Source organism: Bradyrhizobium icense (assembly GCF_001693385.1).
Classification (GTDB): Bacteria; Pseudomonadota; Alphaproteobacteria; order Rhizobiales; family Xanthobacteraceae; genus Bradyrhizobium; species Bradyrhizobium icense.
In genome coordinates, this window is sequence record NZ_CP016428.1 from 4,694,354 (window position 1) to 4,714,709 (window position 20,356).

Genomic DNA, 20,356 nt, shown 5'->3' on the forward strand with positions numbered 1-20,356 from the left:
GGCTTAGTTAGATGTCCCCGTAGGCCGGCTCGTTCGGCCGCGGACCCTTGCCGTAGCCCGCGATCATGAACAGGGCGCCGATGATCGACAGATTCTTCAGAGCCTCGATCAACGTCTTGGCATTCTCGGGCGCGGGCTGATTCCAGAAGTCGTGGAAGTAGAAGGTCGTGGCGAGCACGAAGAAGATCAGCAGGATTGCGAAGAAGCGCGCGGCGAAATTGACCGCGATCATCAGGCCGGCGAGTATCTCAAAACCGCCGACGCCGAGCGTCAGCAATTGCGGCATCGGCATGCCCATCATGGATTCGAGCTGCGAGGCATAGGGCACAAGCAGCGCCGGAATCGTCACCTTGGATGCGATGAAGTCTGCCGTCTGCTGTATCGCGAAGAGTTTGGTCGCTCCCGTGTACATGAAGAGCACGGCGAACAGGACTCGCCCGAAGGTAACTAACGCTGGCATGGGATCGGCCTCACTGAATGGCATGCAAAGATAGCAGGCGGCGCGAAACGATTATGGGCGTTTCGTCACCGCTTTTCAAACGCTCAAATCGAAACCATCCGCGCAGGAGCCTGCGCGCGACCCAACCAGACCTTCCGATAGAAGCAGAACCAAGGCGCTTTCTTGATCATAGCTTTTCAAGCGAAGCATGCCCCGGCCTGATCCGAGGCCGGTAGCGGCCCGTCTGAAGAAAGCGCGTCAGAACAAAGGCTGCATCCCGGTTTTGAATTAGTCTGAAGCCGGATCTACCCGAACAAGGTTGGCTGCTGACGGCCGGCGCGCTCCTGGGCTTCGACGGCGGCAACCGCCGTCATGTTGAGGATGCCGCGCGCCGTCACCCCCGGGGTGAGGATGTGCGCCGGGCGCGCCGGGCCGATCAGGATCGGACCGACGGGAAGCGCATCCGCCAGCGTCTTGATCATCTGGTAGGCGACGTTGGCGGTGTCGAGGTTCGGCATGATCAGGATGTTGGCATCGCCTTCCAGGTTCGAATGCGGCAGCACGAGTTTGCGCGCGGCGGCAGAGAGCGCGGTATCTCCCTGCATCTCGCCGTCGGCCTCGATCTCTGGATGCTTTTCCTTCAACAGCGTGGTGGCACGGCGCATCTTGCGTGAGGATTCCGTATCATAACTGCCGAAGTCGGAATGTGACACGAAGGCGACGCGCGGCTTCATGTTGAACCGCTGGACGTGGGTTGCCGCCAGCGACGCCACTTCCGCCAGTTCCTCGGCGCTCGGATTCGGACGCACCTGGGTATCGGCGATGAAATAGGAACCCTTGCTGGTGATCATCATCGCCAGCGCCGCGAAATCGCTGACGCCCGGAAGGAAGCCGATGATCTCGCGGACATGGCGCAGATGGCTCATATAGCGGCCTTCGACGCCGCAGATCATGGCATCGGCCTCGCCGCGCACCACCGCCAGCGCGGCGATCACGGTGTTGTTGGTGCGAACCACGGTGCGCGCGGCCTCGGGCGTGACGCCGCGCCGTCCGGCCACGTCGATATAGGTCTGCACGTAGGAGCGGTAGCGCGGATCGTCTTCCGGGTTGACCAGATCGAAATCCTGCCCGGCCTTGATCGAGAGGCCGAACCGCTTGATCCGGGCTTCGACCACGGAAGGCCGCCCGACCAGGATCGGCCGCGCCAGCTTCTCTTCCAGCACGACCTGCGTCGCGCGCAGCACCCGCTGGTCCTCGCCCTCGGCATAGATCACGCGGACCGGCTGGGTCTTGGCCTTGGCGAACACCGGCTTCATGACGAGGCCGGAACGGAAGGCGAAGCGCTCCAGCAGCGCGGTATACTCCTCGAAATTCTTGATCGGGCGCGTGGCGACGCCGGATTCCATCGCAGCACGCGCCACCGCCGGCGCGATGCGCAGGATCAGCCGCGGATCGAACGGGCTCGGGATCAGCGAGCCTGGGCCAAAACCTTGCGTCTCGCCGCTGTCGAAACCCTGCGCCACCGCATCCGACGGCGGATCGCGCGCAAGCTGCGCGATGGCGTCGACGGCGGCATGTTTCATTTCCTCGTTGATCCCGGTGGCGCCGACGTCGAGCGCGCCGCGGAAGATGAACGGAAAGCACAGGACGTTGTTGACCTGGTTCGGAAAGTCGGAACGCCCGGTGCAGATCATCGCGTCGGGGCGCGCCTTCCGGGCTTCGTCCGGCATGATCTCCGGGATCGGATTGGCCAGTGCCATCACCAACGGCTGGTCCGCCATCTGCGTGACCATCTCGGGCGTCAGCACGTTCGGCGCAGACAAACCCAAGAAAATATCCGCGCCGCCGATCACGTCCGCCAGCACGCGCGCGTTGGTCTTCTGCGCATAGACCGCCTTCCAGCGGTCCATCAGCGTGTTGCGCCCCTCATGCACGACGCCGTCGATGTCGCAGACCCAGATGTTCTTGCGCTGTGCGCCCATCGACACCAACAGATTGAGGCACGCGATCGCCGCAGCGCCGGCGCCGGAGCAGACGATCTTCACATCAGGCAGCTTCTTGCCGTTCAACAGCAACCCATTGACGATGGCGGCACCCACGATGATGGCGGTGCCATGCTGGTCGTCGTGGAACACCGGGATCTTCATGCGCTCCTTGAGCTGCGCCTCGATCTCAAAACATTCCGGTCCCTTGATGTCCTCGAGATTGATGCCGCCGAAGGTCGGCTCCAGCGCCGCCACCGTCTCGACCACCCGCTCGATCGTGTCGGCGGCGATCTCGATGTCGAACACATCGATTCCGGCGAATTTCTTGAACAGGACCGCCTTGCCTTCCATCACGGGCTTGGACGCCAGCGGGCCGATATTGCCGAGCCCCAACACCGCGGTACCGTTGGAGACCACGGCCACGAGATTGGCGCGGGAGGTCAGCGACGCCGCTTCGGCCGGATTGTTGGCGATCTCGGTGCACGCCGCCGCTACGCCCGGCGAATAGGCCAGCGCGAGGTCGCGCTGGTTGGCGAGCGGCTTCGTCGCCTGGATCTCGAGTTTGCCGGGCCGCGGCAACTGATGATACGCCAGCGCCGCAGAACGCAGATCTTCAGAATAGGACGACATGTAGGCTCCCGCGTTTCCGGTCCCGAACTCTTGTCTTATTGATACTTCCAGATCAGGGTCGGTTTTCCGGCAAAATGAGGGGGATGTGAAGCACGGGCGACCACTTGGATGCAACATCCGAGAACGCCGCAGTCAACAACGGCTCATCGACGACGAGCGGCAAATCCGGTAGCATATTCGTCTCCCTACCCCATCCCCCTGGCCGACAATATGGCAAATTTGCCTCCCGCCACGTCGGCGACCGGAGCACAACTAATGGTAAAGATACTGCTGGGTCTGGTCGCCGCGGTCGTGATCGCGGCGGGCGGCTTCTTCGGCTTCGAGTTCTACACCCAGCATCGAATCACGCGCGAGGTCGACGCCGCGTTCGAGCAGATCAGAGCCAGCGGCGGCAAGGCCAGCCACGGCAAGGTATCGTTCGACCTGAGAAGCCGCACACTCAGGATAGACGATATTGCCACGGAGTCGGCATCGCAGCCCCCGGTGAGCGTCAAGATTGCCAGCCTGACGGCCTCCGGCGTCGGCCTTCCCGACGCGGCGAAATTCTCGGCTGACAATGTCGAATGGACCGACCTGGAAGTCAGCGTTGCCATCGCAGGCCCGACCGGCGGACACGTCACCTACAAGGTGCCGCAAATCAGCGTGAAGGACTATTCTGGCCCCGGCAGCCTGCCGGTGCGACCCGCTTCGGCTTCCATCGTCGAGGCCTATCGGGCCGCACTGGAGCAGTTTGCCGCCGTGTCCGCGTCATCCGTCGTGGTGCCAAGCATTGTCGGGACCATCAACTTCGGCGCAATCACGTCGGGCAATTTCACTTATTCGGGCACCGCGCTGCGGGACATCAAGAATGGCAAGATCGCGTCCATGCAGATCGAGCGGCTCGCCTTCACCGCTAACACCCAGCAAGCGGGCAAGGCCGACAAATTGACTGGCGAGATCGCAAATTTTGTTTCGCATGATTTCGACGCCGCCGCGGCTGCCGCCATCCTCGATCCGCAGAAGGCAAACGACGACAAATACTATCGCTTCTACGGTCAAGCGACGGCAGGCGCCTATATCATCACGTCCGCCCAAGGCGTGCGTATGCGTATCGACGGGATGACCATCGACGATGTCAGCCTGCGGCCGTCGCGGCTGCAACTTCCGACGCTGCTGGCGCTGATGCAGCCGGCCGGCGGCACTCCAACGGCGGCGCAGACCCGCGAGATGATGGACAAGATGGCGAAGGTCTACGAGGCCGTGCGCGTCGGAACTGCCGAGATGCGCGGCATCTCGGCGGAAACGCCGGAGGGCCCATTCAAGCTCGCAGCGGCCCGGTTCAACCTGGAAGACGGCAAGGTCGGCGAATTCGCGATCGAAGGACTCGATGGACGTTCTCCGAAGGGGCCCGTCAAGGTCGGACGCTTCGCGCTAAAATCCCTCGATGTCGCCGGTCTGCTGCGAATGGCGGCGCAATTCTCAAACCCGGGACAACAGCCGTCACCCGACAAGGCGCTGGCGCTGATTCCGCTGATCGAGGGCGTCGAACTCAACGGCCTCATGGCGCCGTTCAAGGACACTGGCAAACCGGTCAACGTCGACACTTTCAGCCTAGACTGGGGCCAGTTCGTTGGTCCGATCCCGAGCAAGGTACGGCTGAAGTTGAAGATGTCAGCACCGATCGACAGCAGTGATCCCAGGCAACAAATACTGCTTGGCGCCGGCTTGGACACCGCGGCGATCGACCTGGATGTCGGCGCAGCCTGGACCGAAGCGTCAAAATCGTTCGCACTAGAACCGGTGTCGCTCGAATTCGGCGGCCTGCTGAAGGCTTCGGCGCGCGTTTCGCTCTCCAGCGTTCCACGGGGACTATTCTCGCCAGATCTGGCGCGGGCAACAGCCATGGCGGCGGAAATCGAGGCCGGGACGCTGGAATTCACGATGCACGATAGTGGTTTCCTCGACCTCGCGAACACACTAAACGCCCGCGTATTGAACGTCAGTCGCGAGGAAGCGCGGCGCAGCTTCGTCGACAAGATCAGAGATAGCGGCAGACACGTGGCGGCAACTAAGCCCGACGCCGCAGCTGCCGCAGAGATGTTGGCCCGCTTTATCGAGACCCCGGGGCAAACGCTGATCATCAAGCTTGCGCCGATCGGCAAGGTCTCGGCACTGCGGTTCATCGAACTATTCAAAGCCGATCCGGATAATGCTAATGCGCTGGCGCAATTCCGGATCGAGGCTTCGACGGGGCTGTGAGCTACCCCTTATCCGGCAGGTTGAGCCGGATGTGAAGCTCGCGGAGCTGCTTTGTGGTGACCTCCGATGGCGCGCCCATCAGGAGGTCCACGGCCTGCTGGTTCATCGGGAACAGCGAGATTTCCCGCAGATTCGTGGTGCCGCAGAGCAGCATCACGATGCGGTCGACACCGGCCGCCATGCCGCCATGCGGCGGGGCCCCGTACTGGAATGCGCGATACATGCCGCCGAAGCGCTCGACGACGTCCTTCTCGCCATAGCCCGCGATCTCGAACGCCTTCACCATCGCTTCCGGCTTGTGGTTGCGGATGCCGCCGGACGCGATCTCGTAGCCGTTGCAGGTGATGTCGTACTGGAACGCCTTGATGGTCAGCGGGTCCTGCCCAAGAAGCGCATCGAGGCCGCCCTGCGGCATCGAGAACGGGTTGTGCGAGAAGTCGACCTTCTTGTCTTCCTCGTTGTACTCGTACATCGGGAAGTCGACGATCCAGGCGAGTTCGAACCGGTCCTTGTCGATCAGGTTCAGCTCCTCGGCCACCTTGGTGCGGGCGAGGCCTGAGAACTTCCAGAATTTTTCCGGATCGCCCGCGACGAAGAAGGCGGCATCGCCCTCCTTCATGCCGAGCTGGTTGCGGATCGCAGCCGTCCGCTCCGCACCGATGTTGTTGGCGAGCGGGCCCGCGCCCTCGCCGCCCTCGCGCCACATGATGTAGCCGAGGCCGGGCTGGCCTTCGCCCTGCGCCCACGAGTTCATGCGGTCGCAGAACGCGCGTGAGCCTCCGCCCACGCCCGGGATCGCCCAGACCTGGTTCTTGGGGTCTTCCAGCATCCGCGCGAACACCTTGAAGCCGGAGCCGCGGAAGTGTTCGGAGACGTCCTGCATCACAATCGGGTTGCGCAGGTCCGGCTTGTCGGTGCCGTATTTGCGCAGGGCTTCCGCAAACGGAATACGCGGCCAGCCTTTGGTCACCGGTTTGCCCTTGGCAAACTCCTCGAACACGCCGGTGACAACTGGCTCCATCGCCGCGAACACGTCCTCCTGCGTGACGAAGCTCATTTCGACATCGAGCTGATAAAACTCGCCCGGCAGGCGATCGGCGCGCGGATCCTCATCGCGGAAACACGGCGCGATCTGGAAGTAGCGGTCGAAGCCCGACATCATCAGGAGCTGCTTGTATTGCTGCGGCGCCTGCGGCAGCGCGTAGAATTTTCCGGGATGAATCCGCGACGGCACCAGGAAGTCGCGCGCGCCTTCCGGCGAGGACGCCGTCAGGATCGGAGTCTGGAACTCGAAGAACCCCTGCTCCTTCATCCGCCGGCGCATGGAATCCACGATGGCGCCGCGGGTCATGATGTTCTGATGCAGCTTCTCGCGCCGGAGGTCGAGGAAGCGATACTTGAGCCTGATGTCTTCGGGGTATTCCTGCTCGCCGAACACGGGTAGCGGCAGCTCGCCGGCCGGGCCGAGCACCTCGATCTCGCTGACGTAAACCTCGACCTTGCCGGTCGGCAGTTCCGGGTTGTCGGTGCCTTCAGGGCGCCGTCGCACCTTGCCGTCGATCCGCACCACCCATTCCGACCGGAACTTTTCGACTTCCTTGAACGCCGGCGAGTCCGGGTCGGCCACGCATTGGGTGATGCCGTAATGGTCGCGCAGATCGATGAACAGCACGCCGCCATGGTCGCGGATACGGTGGCACCAGCCGGAAAGACGGGCAGTTTGCCCAATGTCGCCCTCGCGGAGCGCGCCGCATGTATGTGACCGGTAGCGATGCATGGAAGTCCCAAAAAACAGATGTCGGAGGTTGAGAATCGGGGGCCAAAGCCGGCCCGAAGTTGCGGAGGGTTTACCCGACGCAGCCGGGGGCGGCAACCAAGGGCGGGGCTGTTTTCGGCTCAAAAACGGCCATTTCGGCAGGCCACCGCCTGGAGCGTTTGCCTATTCCGGGGCCGCGCCTATCTTTAGGTCATGACCATCCATTTCCCGTTCCAGAACACCTATTCGGCGCTGCCGGCGAATTTTTTCGCCCGCGTCGCCCCGACCCCGGTCGCCGCCCCACGGCTGATCAAGCTGAACCGGACGCTGGCCGTCCACCTCGGCCTCGATCCCGATGTCCTGGAGAGCCCTGAAGGGGCGGAAATTCTGGCCGGAAAGCGCCTGCCCGAGGGTGCCGAACCGATTGCGATGGCCTATGCCGGCCACCAGTTCGGCCAGTTCGTGCCCCAGCTCGGCGATGGCCGCGCCATCCTGCTCGGCGAGGTCATCGACAAGGACGGCGTCCGCCGCGACATCCAGCTCAAGGGCAGCGGGCCGACGCCATTCTCGCGCCGGGGCGACGGCCGCGCCGCGCTCGGGCCTGTACTGCGCGAATATATCGTCAGCGAGGCGATGTTTGCGCTGGGCATCCCTACCACCCGCTCGCTCGCCGCTGTCGTCACCGGCGAGAACGTGATGCGCGAGACCATGCTGCCTGGCGCGGTGCTAACCCGCGTGGCCGCCAGCCATGTCCGCGTCGGTACCTTCCAGTTCTTCGCCGCGCGCGGTGACACCGACGGCGTGCGCAAGCTCGCCGACCACGTCATTGCCAGGCACTATCCGGATGTGGCGAAGGCCGAACGCCCCTATCACGCGCTGCTCGAAGGCGTCGTCGCCCGCCAGGCCGATCTGGTCGCACGCTGGCTTCTGGTCGGCTTCATCCACGGCGTCATGAACACCGACAACACGTCGATATCAGGCGAGACGATCGACTACGGCCCATGCGCGTTCATGGACGACTACAATCCGGCGCAGGTGTTCTCGTCGATCGATGAGATGGGCCGCTACGCCTACGCCAATCAGCCGCGCATCGCGCTGTGGAATCTGACGAGGCTCGCCGAATGCCTGCTGCCACTGTTCTCCGACGAGCAGGACAAGGCGATCGAACAGGCCCAATTCATCCTCGGCGATTTCGCCGACAAATTCACCGCCGCTTATCAGGCCGGACTGCGCAAAAAGATCGGCCTGTTCACCGAACGCGACGGCGACGAAGCGTTGATCCAGGACTTGCTCGACGCCATGGCGAAGAACACGGCCGACTTCACCCTCACCTTCCGCCGATTGAGCGATGCTGCGGGCGATGGCGCCGAGCACGAGGTGCGCGATCAGTTCACCGACCCCACTGCCTTCGATGAATGGGCCGCGCGATGGCGCCAACGCCTCGCCGACGAACCGCAGTCGGCCGCCGAGCGCCAGGCCGCGATGCGCGCGGTGAACCCGGCCTTCATCCCGCGCAACCACCGCGTCGAAGCGGTGATCGCAGCCGCCGTGAACAACGACTACGCGCCATTCGAGGAATTGCTGACGGTGCTGTCGAAGCCATATGAGGATCAGTCGGAGTTCGCGGCTTACGCCGATCCGCCGCTGCCGGATCAGCGCGTGCTGCGGACGTTCTGCGGGACATGAAATACTGTCTTTCCACGTCATTGCGAGCGAAGCGAAGCAATCCATCCCGCTGCGGAAGAAAGAATGGATTGCTTCGTCGCTTCGCTTCTCGCAATGACTTATTGGAAATCTCGGCGCAGTGCTGATGGGCTACGTCGCTCTGCCCATCCTGCACGCTGCCGTTAACCCAACTCCTTAAGCAACCATCCACCATCCGACGACGCGCTTCCCTGCACGGTTCCACAAATTAAGAAACGGTCAATGCGCTCCCTACAATTCTAACGCCTTACTGGGGAGAATTGCCGTGGACGCCTTTGCTTTCGAATTCTTGGGATTGGCGATGATTGCGCTGTGCCTCGTCGTGCTCGCGATCCCGTCGGGCCGTCGGCGGTCGCGGCACGTGCGTTACGAGTGAGAGATTTTCGAGCGAGCGCTGTCATACCCGCGAAGCGGATATCCAGTACGCGGCGGCCTCTCAATTAACCACCGGCGCCTCTGGAATACTGGGTGGCCCGATCAAGCCGGGCGACGACCATCGGGTGCCGAGGCGTCCGGCCCCCAAGCCGACGCAAAAAAGCCGTGTTCAGGCTCAAATGCAGGGCTCAAATCCTCCGCGACACCCTTGACATATCAGCGTTTTCGGCAGAACGCCTGTCCGACGCGTCATGGATTGTTCATGGATCTGATTACCACCACTTCCGACCTCGCCGCCGCCTGCTCCCGGCTCGCCCAGCACAAGGTCATCACGGTCGATACCGAGTTCCTGCGGGAGACGACCTACTACCCCCTGCTCTGCGTCGTGCAGATGGCGAGCCCGGATGAAGCCGTCGTGATCGACACGCTGGCGCCCGGCATCGACCTCAAGCCGTTCTTCGAGCTGATGGGAAACGAGGCGGTGCTGAAGGTGTTTCACGCTGCCCGCCAGGACATCGAAATCGTCTGGCACCAGTCCGGCACCATTCCGCACCCGATCTTCGATACGCAAGTCGCGGCCATGGTGCTGGGTTATGGCGACAGCATCGCCTATGACCAGCTCGTCGAGCGCGTCACCGGCCACCGGCCGGACAAGACCCACCGCTTCACCGACTGGTCGCGCCGCCCGCTGACGCCGGAGCAGATGCATTACGCGATCTCTGACGTCACCCATTTGCGCGATGTCTTTGCCGCCCTCGATGCCGATTTGAAGAAGCGCGGCCGCAGCGACTGGGTCAGCGAGGAGATGGAAGTCCTGACCTCGCCGCGGACCTACGATTTCCACCCCGAGCGCGCCTGGGAACGGCTCAAGAGCCGGGTCCGCAAGCCGAAGGAGCTTGCCGTGCTGATGGAAGTCGCGGCCTGGCGCGAGCAGGAAGCGCAAAGCCGCGACGTGCCGCGCTCACGCGTGCTGAAGGACGATGCAGTCGGCGACATCGCCACCCACGCGCCGACCTCACTGGAGCGTCTCGCCAACCTGCGCTCGCTGCCGAAAGGCTTTGACCGCTCCAAATGGGGCACCGACATCATCGCCGCCGTGCAGCGCGGCCTCGCCCGCGATCACGCTACGCTGCCGAAGATCGAAAAGCCGCGCGGCAATTCGAATGGCGCAGCGACCGTCGAACTGTTGAAAGTGCTGCTGCGGATGACGTCGGAACGCCACGCCGTCGCCAGCAAGGTAATTGCGACCGTCGACGATCTCGACCAAATCGCCGCCGACGACCACGCCGACGTCGCCGCCCTGCACGGCTGGCGCCGCGAATTATTCGGCGAAGCGGCGCTGGCGCTGAAGCACGGCAGGTTGGCGCTGGCGATCGAAAAAGGCAGGGTCGTCCGGGTCGACCGGGTTTAAGGCCACAGCTTTCTGGCTGCGTTCCCTGGATGCTGCGCAACGCCATCAGCGCGTTCACGCGCGTCTTCGACGCGCTATGCTTGCGGCGTGGTGCGCTGCTGGTCCGAGGTCCACATACTGCGGCCGTGGGTCCCGGCTCTGCGGCGCATCACTGCGTGCTGCACCGCGTCCGGGACACGAATTCCGCTACCACTTCAATTCAATCCCCACCGTGCCCTGATGCGACTGCATCGCGGCGCGGAGTTTGGCGTCGTAGTTGACGTAGAGCCGTGCGGTGTTGGTCAGGCTCAGCGAGGCCGAGGCGCCGGCATCGGCGCCGTACCTGCTCTCGCCGATGCCCTGCAGCGTGAGACTTTGGGCACCGAGAGTGACGGTGATGTCGGAGAAATTCTGCACGACATTGTCGACGAACTTGCCGTAGCCCGACAGGTCAAGAATCTTGCCGTCGAATATCCAGTAGTGGCCGATCTCCGCACCGATCAAGAGCCGCGCGCGCTGCACGGTAGCGCCCGTCGCCGCCACGGGATCGAGACCGCCGATCTCCTGCAGCGATCCAGTTCGCGCGCGGACATATTCGAAAGCGGCTTTGGGCACGACACGGCCCTGGTCCTTGGACCAGTAATAGCTGATCTCGCTCAAGACGCCGTCGAGCCGGGCATTGTATCCGGCGGCCGCAATCCCGAGACCGGTGTCGCGGCGCGAGTTGATGTTGCCGAAACCGTGCACGACGGCGCTGGCCCAGGTCCACGGCCCGCTATCGACGGAGGCCGTGAAACCGAGCTGGGTCAGGTCGATGGTGGCCGATTGCAGCGCCAGCGGAATGTCGATTGCCGAGCGGCTCTGGTCGACCGAAAAGCCGATATTGATTCCCGGCGCCACCCGCGCACCGATCCCGGCCACACCGCCCCAGGTTTTTCTGCTGTCGCCGACGAAATCGCCGACCGCGCCGTTCTTGGTCCAGTTCCCGTAGCCTTCGAACCAGGTCCGATAGCGCGGCGCTTCCGTGCTCTCGGAGGCGCCGCCGCCCCCCGGATTGGTCCGCTGCAAGCGATTGAAGCCGTTGCTCGACTGGGTACCCAGCCGCTCCAGGAAATTGCTGCCGAGATTAGTCAGTGTCGCGCCCGATGAGACCGTCGAATTGATCACGGTCGGAGTCGGGCTAGGCGTCGGCGAAGGCGTGGGTGTCGGGGTGGGCGTGGGTGTTGGCGATTGCGCGTGCGCGGCGGAGGTGACGGCGATGAGAACGAACGCAATCGCGGCCAGACGCGCAAACGCGCGCCCGGTTCCGATTTTCCATGCTCGCGAAGGCCGCCATGAGCCGCGCATGTAGTCCATTCCAGAGGGCGAAGCGCCAACCCGAAAAATGCGCAAATGCCGATAAACCGCAACGATTTGCCCCTAGTTCGCGCAAGGGGTCAATCGGCGCGCTGCCGAATACGCGCGATTGTGGTTCGGCTGCCACAGCCCACGACACCAGGACGATTTGCGGACGCCCGCCAGAACCTTGCGAACGTCCAAATTTCATGTTGCAATCCCAGCGCAATCGGATTCAGGCCGTTCGACTGTGCGTTTCGCGAGCAGGAAATCTAGCAGCTATCAGGAAGCCCGTTTGTGGCGTGGCACGTGGAAAACGTGGCCGCGTCTTTTTTGTATCTAGACCAAACTTGGAGACAGGCGATGGCGATGCACAAGGGCAGCGTCAAGTGGTTCAACCCCACCAAGGGGTATGGGTTCATCAAGCCGGCGGTCGGCGAGAAGGACGTGTTCGTCCACATCTCGGCCGTCGAGCGTGCGGGGCTCACCACTCTCAACGAGAACCAGCACATCGAGTACGACCTTGTCGAAAACCGCGGCAAGACGTCCGCGGAAAACCTCAAGGTCACCTAGACTCATCCACCCTAAATACCCCCGGCCCCGCCGGGGGATTTTGTTTGCATCCTGCCCGAATTCAGGCGGCTGCCTGGCAACCAGCGATCTCGCTGAGTTCCGGATAGAATCGCGCGGTCATCCGGCCGACATACCGCCGCAAGTTATCATGGCTTGCGGCCGCCCGCTGCAAATCCGACTCGAACAGCGGACAAATCGCGCTGACCGCGAAGGCAAACATCGTGGCGTCGATGCCGGCGGGCTCCCTGCCCATGAAGAATGTCTTGTCGCCGAGATAGGCCGCCATCGCATCGATCGAGCGGATTCCGATCGCGGTGATCTCGTCTTCGGAGTGACGGCCGATTCCCTGGCCGTTCAGCGTCTTGCGCAGGCGGCGGCGGATCATCGAGACGACGACCGGCCTGACCGGCGCCGGCACCCCCTTGAAGAAATTGACGGGCCCTTTGCGGAAATTGTCCTCGATCATCCAGCGGAAGTAGACGCTGGCCCAGTAGAGATTGTCCTCCGCCATCTTCTCGAAGGCCCAAGAGATGGCGAGCTGTTCGGCGCTGAGGCCCTGGTCGAAATCGATGCCGTATTTCTTTTCGAGATGCCAGCGGATCAACGTGGAATCGCCAAGCAACTGGCCATCATCCTCAATGTAGGGAATCTTGCCCTTGGGCGCCTTCGAAAAGCTCATCAGCGCTTTTTTGAAAGGCAGTTTCGACATCCGCAGCAAGGTCTCGGCCTTGGTCACGAACGGGCTTGCGTCGGGAAGGCCGAAATTAGGCCCGGAGCCATAGAGCGTGATCATGGAACCCTCGATGGATTTTGCGGAGCGCAGTTGTCGCGCTCGTTCGCGCACCCCGGCAGATAATATCAGATCGTCCGCGGCGAAATCAGGGTGCCATCGCGGTCGGCCCCGTCGGCAACCTTGCAGATGTCGCCTTCGAGGCGAAGCTTTCCGCTCGCAAGCAAGCGCAGCGCCTCGGGGTAGATGCGATGCTCGATGCCGAGAATACGCTGCGACAACGTCTCTGCCGTATCGTCGTCGGCCACCGTCACCGCGCCCTGCATCACGATCGGGCCGGCGTCGGTTTCGGGGATCACGAAATGCACGGTCGCGCCCGAGATCTTGACCCCGGCCTGCAACGCCTGCCCGTGCGGATCGAGACCCGGGAACGACGGCAGCAACGAGGGATGGATGTTGAGCATTTTTCCGTACCAGCGCTGCACGAACTCGGCGGTGAACAGCCGCATGAATCCGCCGAGGCAGATCAGTTCGACCTCCTTTTCATCCAGCGCCCGCTGCAGGACGGCCTCAAAGCCCGCGCGGTCCTTGCCGAACGGCTTGCTCTCGACGACCAGTGTCGGGATGCCGCTCGCGGCTGCCTTCTCCAGCCCAGGCGCATCGACACGGTTGGAAATGACGGCGACGATCTCGGCTGGAAAATCCACAGCCTTCGCCGCATCGATCAGCGCGGCCATGTTCGACCCGCGCCCCGAGATCAGGATGGCGACACGGCGCTTCATTGCGCGAGATCGAGGTGACCGTTGTAGACCACGCGATGTTCGCCCGCAGCCGGGACCACTTCGCCGAGCAAGGCGACGGCCTCGCCGCTTTCGGTCAACACTGCCGTCACTTGCTCGATCGCATCCGGTTTGACGATGGCGACCATGCCGATGCCGCAGTTGAAGGTGCGCAGCAATTCGAGTTCGGCGATGCCGCCCTGCTCCGCCAGCCACTTGAACACCGGGAGCACCGGCAGCCGCGCCAGATCGATACCGACGCCGAGGTGCTTCGGCAACACGCGTGGGATGTTGTCGGTGAAGCCGCCGCCGGTGATGTGGGCAAGTCCCTTGATCGCCCCGGTCTCGCGGATCGCGTGCAGGCAGGATTTCACATAGAGCCGCGTCGGCGTCAGCAGCGCGCCGCCCAACGTCATGACCGGCGAGAATGGCGCCGGCGCATCGAAAGCCACGCGGGATTGTGCGACGATCTTGCGGACCAGCGAAAAGCCGTTGGAATGAACGCCGGACGAAGCCAATCCGATCACGGCGTCACCGACGGCGATGTCCGCGGTCGGCAATAGCGTGCCGCGCTCGGCAGCTCCAACCGCAAAGCCCGCCAGGTCGTAGTCGCCGTCCTTGTAGAGCCCCGGCATCTCAGCGGTCTCGCCGCCGATCAGGGCGCAGCCGGACTCCCGGCAGCCCTCGGCGACACCGGCCACGATGGCTGCGGCGGCCTCGGGGTCGAGCTTGCCGCAGGCAAAATAGTCCAGGAAGAACAACGGTTCCGCGCCTTGGACGACCAAGTCGTTAACCGACATCGCCACCAGGTCGATGCCGATGCCGCCATGCAGGCCGGTCTCGATCGCGATCTTGACCTTGGTGCCGACGCCGTCGGTCGCCGCCACCAGCACCGGGTCCTTGAAACCCGCCGCCTTGAGGTCGAACAGGCCGCCAAAACCGCCGATTTCGGCGTTGGCGCCGGCCCGGGCGGTGGCGCGCACCATCGGCTTGATGAGATCGACCAGGCGGTTGCCGGCATCGATATCGACGCCCGAATCCGCGTAAGTCAGCCCGTTTTTGCGGTCGTTCATGCCCGAATTCCAGTATGATGACGGCTGGTTACGAGGAATTCCGCGATCCTGCAATGGCTCGCAAGCGCTTGACGCATATACTATGTAGATAAGAGCCGGCTAAACCCGCCAGGGGCCGGATCTAGGCCGGGAGCCGGGAAGCGACCGAGTTGAGTATTCCGAACATCATCACACTGGGGCGCATCATCCTGGTGCCAGTCATCGTCTGGGCGATCGTCTCCAGCCAGATGGAGATCGCCTTCGCGATTTTCGTGATCGCAGGCGTCAGTGACGCTGTCGACGGCTTTCTCGCCAAGCGCTTCAACATGTCGAGTGAGCTCGGCGCCCTGCTCGACCCGCTTGCCGACAAGGCGCTCCTGGTTTCGATCTTCGTGGCGCTTGGTATCTGGGGCGCGGTGCCGCGCTGGCTCGTCATCCTCGTGGTGTCGCGTGACATCATGATCGTCACGGCCGTGATCGTGTCATGGCTGTTCGGCAAGCCGATCCCGATGAAGCCCCTGATGGTGTCGAAGCTGAATACGGTGGCGCAGGTGGCGTTCGCGGCACTGGTGCTGGCGTCGCTCGGCTTCAACTTCAACCCGGCGCCCTATGATGTGATCCTGATGGGTTTCGTTACGGTCTTTACTTTGGTTTCCGTCTCGCTCTATCTCGTCGAGTGGGTGCGGCACATGAGCACGATCGACGCGCGCTAGATCGTGCTCTTAGTTTGATGCGCTTTTCTTCGCGCGAACCGGTGTTCAGTTCGCTTGAAAACGCTATGAAGGCCGCAGCATCCCGGTCTGGAGATTTGCGTGGCAGTTCGCGTTCAACCTCGTCAGCTTGCCTTTGCGCTGCCACATGCGGAGAGCCTGACCCGCGACAATTTCCTCGAAGGTCCGGCCAATGAAGCCGCGCTCTCGCTGATCGAAAGCTGGCCCGACTGGCCGAACCGCATCATGCTGCTGGCGGGGCCGGAGGGCTCCGGCAAGAGCCATCTAGCCGCGATCTGGGCCGAACAGGCGGGCGCGCGCTCGATCTCGGCGCATGCGCTTACCGCCGCTGCGGTTCCCGGCGCACTCGCCACTGGCGCTCTGGTGGTCGAAGACCTGAGGCCGGCCGATTTCGACGAACGCGCCTTGTTTCACCTCCTGAACCTGGCGCGCGAGGACGAGGCCTTCGTATTGATCACGGGGCGCGTTGCACCGGCGGCGTTCGAGATCGAACTGCGCGATCTCCGGTCGCGGCTGCGCGCCGCACCCGTGGTATCGCTATTGCCGCCGGATGACTTGCTGTTTCGTAGCCTGATCATCAAATTCTGCGCAGACCGCCAATTGAGCATCGACGAGACGGTGGTGAGCTACCTCGCCAGCCGAATCGAGCGCTCCTATGCCGCCGCCCGCCAAGCGGTCGAGCTCCTGGATACCGAGGCGTTGCGGCTCGGCCGGCCGGTGACCCGGGCGCTGGCCGCGGAACTCCTGCGAAACGGCTGATCGGCAGTCCTGCTGCGTCCTGCCGCCTTGACGCCGGCGATGGGCGGAACATCAATGTCATTGAAACGTCATCGGCGTATCACATGTTGTAGGCCGCATTCGCTTAAAGTCGGGCTGCCTTGCCCGCGATGGATCAAAGCCTTATGGAATTGGTACAAGCTGTTGAAATAAAAGAAAAAGAGCCGATTGCCGAGGCTCCGCCCTCAATCGCCGCGAGCCCCGAGCGATTCATCAATCGGGAACTGTCTTGGCTGCATTTCAACCGCCGGGTGCTCGAGGAATCGGTCAATCCGGGCCATCCGTTGCTGGAACGGGTGCGGTTCCTGTCGATTTCAGCCAATAACCTTGATGAGTTCTTCATGGTCCGCGTCGCCGGCATCAAGGCGCAGGTCCGTGAAGGCATTGCCGAACGCAGCCCCGACGGCCTGACCCCTGCCGAACAGCTCGCCCTCATCAACAGGACGGTCTCGGAACTGGCCTCCGACCAGCAGGCGATCTGGCGCGATCTCCGCAATACATTGTCGGAGAGCGGCATCAAACTGATCGACGGCCATGACTTCACCAAGGCGGAGCGAAGCTGGCTGGAGGATCATTTCCTCCACAGCATCTTTCCGCTTTTGACGCCGCTCGCGATCGATCCGGCGCATCCCTTCCCGTTCATCCCGAGCCTCGGCTTCACCATCGCCCTGCAATTGATGCGGACGTCTGACGGCAAGGCGATGAACGCGCTGATCCGCATGCCCGGCAAGATCGACCGCTTCATCCGCATGCCCGCGGGCAAGGACGGCGCGGTCCACCTGATTCCGCTGGAACAGGCCACCGGCCTCTTCATCGGCCGCCTGTTCCCCGGCTACACCGTCAAGGGCCAGGGCGCCTTCCGCATCATCAGGGACTCCGAACTCGAAATCGAGGAAGAGGCCGAAGATCTGGTCCGCCTGTTCGAAACCGCGCTGAAGCGGCGGCGGCGCGGTTCGGTGATCCGGCTGGAAATGGAAGCCAAGATGCCGGAAGCGCTGCGCGCCTTCGTGCAGCAGGCGCTTTCCGCCGCCGACGACGAGGTGTTCCTGGTCGACGGCGTGCTGGCGATGAACGAGCTCTCGCAGCTCACACGGCTCGACCGGCCCGACCTCGAATTCACGCCCTATGTGCCGCGCCATCCCGAGCGGGTGCGCGACCATGGCGGCGACATCTTCGCGGCGATCCGGCAAAAGGACCTGATCGTCCATCACCCTTACGAATCCTTCGACGTCGTCGTGCAATTCCTGCAGCAGGCGGCGCGCGATCCCGATGTCGTCGCCATCAAGCAGACGCTCTACCGCACCTCGAACAACTCACCGATCGTGCGCGCGCTGGCCGAGGCCGCGGAAGCCGGCAAGTCGGTGACGGCGCTGATTGAGCTGAAGGCGCGGTTCGACGAGGAAGCCAACATCCGCTGGGCGCGCGACCTTGAACGCGCCGGCGTGCAGGTCGTGTACGGCTTTCTCGAACTGAAGACGCACGCCAAGCTGTCCATGGTGGTGCGACGCGAGGGCGGTAACCTGACCACCTATGTGCATACCGGCACCGGCAATTATCATCCGGTCACCGCGCGCATCTATACGGACCTCTCCTATTTCACGTCGGACCCGATCATCGGCCGCGACGCGGCGCGGGTGTTCAACTACATCACCGGCTATGCAGAGCCGAGCGACATCGAGCGGATGGCGGTGTCGCCGCTGACATTGCGCAAGCGCATCGTCGAACACATCAGAGGCGAGTCCAATCACGCCCGGCACGGCAAGCCGGCAGCGATCTGGATGAAGATGAATTCGCTGGTCGATCCTGATGTCATCGACGCCCTGTACGAGGCTTCGCAGGCCGGTGTGTCGATCGAACTGGTGGTGCGCGGCATCTGCTGCCTGCGGCCGGGCATTCCAGGACTTTCCGAGAACATCCGCGTCAAATCGATTATCGGCCGCTTCCTGGAGCACGGCCGAATCTACTGCTTTGGCATGGGGCAAGGCCTGCCTGGCCCGAAGGCGGCTGTGTATATCTCGTCTGCCGACATGATGCCGCGAAACCTCGACCGGCGCGTCGAAGTGCTCTGTCCATTGCAAAATCCCACGGTACATCAGCAGGTTCTCGAACAGATCATGGTCGCGAACCTGAAGGATACCGAGCAGAGCTGGCAATTGTTGCCGGATGGGTCGTCAACGCGTATGAAGGCCGCGAAAGGCGAAGAGCCGTTCAACCTGCATAACTATTTCATGACGAATCCGAGCCTGTCTGGACGTGGAAAGTCTCTCAAGGAATCTTCGCCGCGCCGCCTCACGCGCCGTACCGAGCGTCAGCAATCGTCATAAGGGAGCGCCGCTGTGAAGCGGCCGCGCAAGCGCGCTTCCAGCGTCGCCGTCATCGACATCGGTTCGAACTCTGTTCGTCTCGTCGTCTATGAGACGATGGCGCGCAGCCTCGTCACCATCTTCAACGAGAAGGCGCTGTGCGGGCTCGGCCGCGAGGTGCAGAGCACCGGCCTGTTGGCCGAGGACGCGGTTGGCAAGGCGCTGACGGCGCTACGGCGATTTCGCGCGCTGTGCCGCATCCAGCAGGTAGGCCGCGTCTTTGCTATCGCCACCGCCGCCTGCCGGGACGCCAAGAACGGTCCCGACTTCATCGCCAAGGCGGAGCGCATCTGCGGCACGCCGATTCAGATCCTGTCCGGCCCACGCGAAGCAAAACTGTCCGCGCTCGGCGTCATCTCCGGCATCCACAATCCCGACGGCATCGTCGGCGATCTCGGCGGCGGTTCGCTCGAACTGATCGACGTGCAGAAGAACCGTGTCCACAGCGGTGTCACACTGCCGCTCGGAAGCCTGGCCCTGCAGGATCTCTCGGACAAATCCTTGAAGCGCGCCGAACGCATCGTTCGGGACGATCTGTCCGACGTCGCCCAGCTCAAGGCCGGCCATGGCCGCACCTTCTATGCGGTCGGCGGCACCTGGCGCGCGCTCGCGCGTATCCACATCATCCAGAGCGGCTATCCGCTGCGCGTGATGCACGGCTATTCGATACCTGCCGCCGAAGCGCTCGATTTCGCCCGCCGCCTGCGCCGGCTGGCCGCGGCCAACATGCTCGCCGATATCGAAGTGGTTGCGGACGCCCGGCGTCCGCTCCTGACCTATGCGGCGCTGGTGCTCGAATACATCATCCGCGTCGGCCGGCCGAAGACGATCGTGTTCTCGACCTTCGGCGTGCGCGAAGGCCTGCTCTACGAGATGCTGCCGCCGCAGGAGCGCGCCAGGGACGGTTTTATTTGCGCCGCCCAAACCCTGAACGGGCTCCTGTCACGTTCCGCGCGCCACGCCGAAGAGCTTGTTGCCTGGACCGATCGTCTGGCGCGGGTGGTAAAGCTGCGCGAGACCGAGGAAGACCGCCGCCTGCGCCACGCTGCCTGCCTGCTTTCCGATATCGGCTGGCGGGTGCATCCCGACCACCGCGGCGAGGAAACGCTGAGCCTGATCACCAACGGCAATTTCGGTTCGATCAGCCATCAAGGCCGCGCCTTTGTCGCGCTGTCGGTGTTCTATCGCTACGCAGGTCTCAGCGAAGAGAACGAGCCGCCGGAGCGCGTCCGCGGACTGGTGCCGCCGGCAATGGATGAGCGCGCCCGCCTTCTTGGCGCGGCGTTCCGGGTCGCGCACCTGATATCGGCGGCGCGCACCGGCGTGCTGCCCGCGACGCATTTCCGCAATCAGGGCCGCAAGCTGATGCTGGTGTTCGAGCATCGCATGGTCGATCTCGTCGCCGACCGCGTCGGCAGCCGCTTCAAGCAACTGGCGAGGCTCGTCGGGCGCGCCGGTTCGATTGTGCGGAAGTAAGAAAGGCAGCGTTCACAACACGC

Annotated in this window: 15 protein-coding genes; 8 read left to right on the forward strand and 7 right to left on the reverse strand. The window is 63.3% G+C overall.

Annotated features, from left to right (window positions below; genetic code table 11):
• Window positions 1-7 precede the first annotated feature (7 nt).
• Both LMTR13_RS22230 and LMTR13_RS22235 read right to left on the reverse strand, forming a co-directional pair.
• Window positions 8-460, reverse strand: a complete 453-nt coding sequence (locus LMTR13_RS22230) for a DoxX family protein (RefSeq protein ID WP_065732887.1) — start codon at window positions 458-460, stop codon at window positions 8-10.
• 284 nt (window positions 461-744) lie between these two features.
• A complete protein-coding gene (locus LMTR13_RS22235) occupies window positions 745-3,054 on the reverse strand; it encodes an NADP-dependent malic enzyme (protein WP_065729689.1) in 2,310 nt (769 codons plus the stop codon).
• A gap of 255 nt (window positions 3,055-3,309) precedes the next feature.
• Here LMTR13_RS22235 and LMTR13_RS22240 point away from each other — a divergent pair, with 255 nt between their 5' ends.
• The gene (locus LMTR13_RS22240) at window positions 3,310-5,292 is read left to right on the forward strand and encodes a hypothetical protein (protein ID WP_065729690.1); all 1,983 of its coding nucleotides are present in this window, start codon (window positions 3,310-3,312) and stop codon (window positions 5,290-5,292) included.
• 1 nt (window position 5,293) lies between these two features.
• On the opposite strand, the gene aspS is transcribed toward LMTR13_RS22240, so the two are convergent.
• Window positions 5,294-7,069 carry an aspartate--tRNA ligase gene (gene aspS, locus LMTR13_RS22245; protein WP_065729691.1) on the reverse strand — a complete coding sequence of 592 codons (1,776 nt, stop codon included), beginning with the start codon at window positions 7,067-7,069 and terminating at the stop codon, window positions 5,294-5,296.
• 192 nt (window positions 7,070-7,261) lie between these two features.
• Between aspS and LMTR13_RS22250 the strand changes: the two genes are divergently transcribed.
• Complete coding sequence (locus LMTR13_RS22250; RefSeq protein WP_065729692.1) at window positions 7,262-8,734, forward strand: protein adenylyltransferase SelO; 1,473 nt, start codon at window positions 7,262-7,264, stop codon at window positions 8,732-8,734.
• Window positions 8,735-9,389: 655 nt separating this feature from the next.
• Window positions 9,390-10,538 (forward strand): ribonuclease D, encoded by a 1,149-nt coding sequence (rnd, locus tag LMTR13_RS22255; RefSeq protein ID WP_065729693.1) that lies wholly within the window; start codon window positions 9,390-9,392, stop codon window positions 10,536-10,538.
• A 186-nt stretch (window positions 10,539-10,724) separates the two neighbouring features.
• Here rnd and LMTR13_RS22260 read toward each other — a convergent pair whose 3' ends face one another.
• Window positions 10,725-11,684 carry an autotransporter outer membrane beta-barrel domain-containing protein gene (locus tag LMTR13_RS22260; protein WP_418219710.1) on the reverse strand — a complete coding sequence of 320 codons (960 nt, stop codon included), beginning with the start codon at window positions 11,682-11,684 and terminating at the stop codon, window positions 10,725-10,727.
• 537 nt (window positions 11,685-12,221) lie between these two features.
• Here LMTR13_RS22260 and LMTR13_RS22265 point away from each other — a divergent pair.
• Complete coding sequence (locus LMTR13_RS22265; protein WP_065732889.1) at window positions 12,222-12,425, forward strand: cold-shock protein; 204 nt, start codon at window positions 12,222-12,224, stop codon at window positions 12,423-12,425.
• Window positions 12,426-12,486: 61 nt separating this feature from the next.
• On the opposite strand, the gene LMTR13_RS22270 is transcribed toward LMTR13_RS22265, so the two are convergent.
• The 3 genes from LMTR13_RS22270 to purM all read right to left on the reverse strand — a co-directional run bounded on the left by LMTR13_RS22270 (window position 12,487) and on the right by purM (window position 15,007).
• Window positions 12,487-13,218 (reverse strand): glutathione S-transferase family protein, encoded by a 732-nt coding sequence (locus LMTR13_RS22270; RefSeq protein WP_065732890.1) that lies wholly within the window; start codon window positions 13,216-13,218, stop codon window positions 12,487-12,489.
• 65 nt (window positions 13,219-13,283) lie between these two features.
• Window positions 13,284-13,937 carry a phosphoribosylglycinamide formyltransferase gene (gene purN, locus LMTR13_RS22275; RefSeq protein ID WP_065729694.1) on the reverse strand — a complete coding sequence of 218 codons (654 nt, stop codon included), beginning with the start codon at window positions 13,935-13,937 and terminating at the stop codon, window positions 13,284-13,286.
• Entirely contained in the window at window positions 13,934-15,007 is a 1,074-nt protein-coding gene (gene purM, locus LMTR13_RS22280; RefSeq protein WP_065729695.1) for a phosphoribosylformylglycinamidine cyclo-ligase, read from the reverse strand. Before purM ends, purN begins: the two co-directional genes overlap by 4 nt.
• 149 nt (window positions 15,008-15,156) lie before the next feature.
• On the opposite strand from purM, the gene LMTR13_RS22285 reads away from it, so the two are divergent.
• From LMTR13_RS22285 to ppx, 4 genes are all read left to right on the forward strand, one after another.
• A complete protein-coding gene (locus tag LMTR13_RS22285; protein ID WP_065729696.1) occupies window positions 15,157-15,699 on the forward strand; it encodes a CDP-alcohol phosphatidyltransferase family protein in 543 nt (180 codons plus the stop codon).
• A 99-nt stretch (window positions 15,700-15,798) separates the two neighbouring features.
• Window positions 15,799-16,476, forward strand: coding sequence for a P-loop NTPase family protein (locus LMTR13_RS22290; protein WP_065729697.1), 678 nt, complete (start codon window positions 15,799-15,801; stop codon window positions 16,474-16,476).
• Between the two features lie 143 nt (window positions 16,477-16,619).
• Window positions 16,620-18,818, forward strand: coding sequence for an RNA degradosome polyphosphate kinase (locus tag LMTR13_RS22295; protein ID WP_065732891.1), 2,199 nt, complete (start codon window positions 16,620-16,622; stop codon window positions 18,816-18,818).
• A gap of 12 nt (window positions 18,819-18,830) precedes the next feature.
• Entirely contained in the window at window positions 18,831-20,333 is a 1,503-nt protein-coding gene (ppx, locus tag LMTR13_RS22300) for an exopolyphosphatase (RefSeq protein WP_065729698.1), read from the forward strand.
• The last annotated feature ends 23 nt before the right edge of the window (window positions 20,334-20,356 follow it).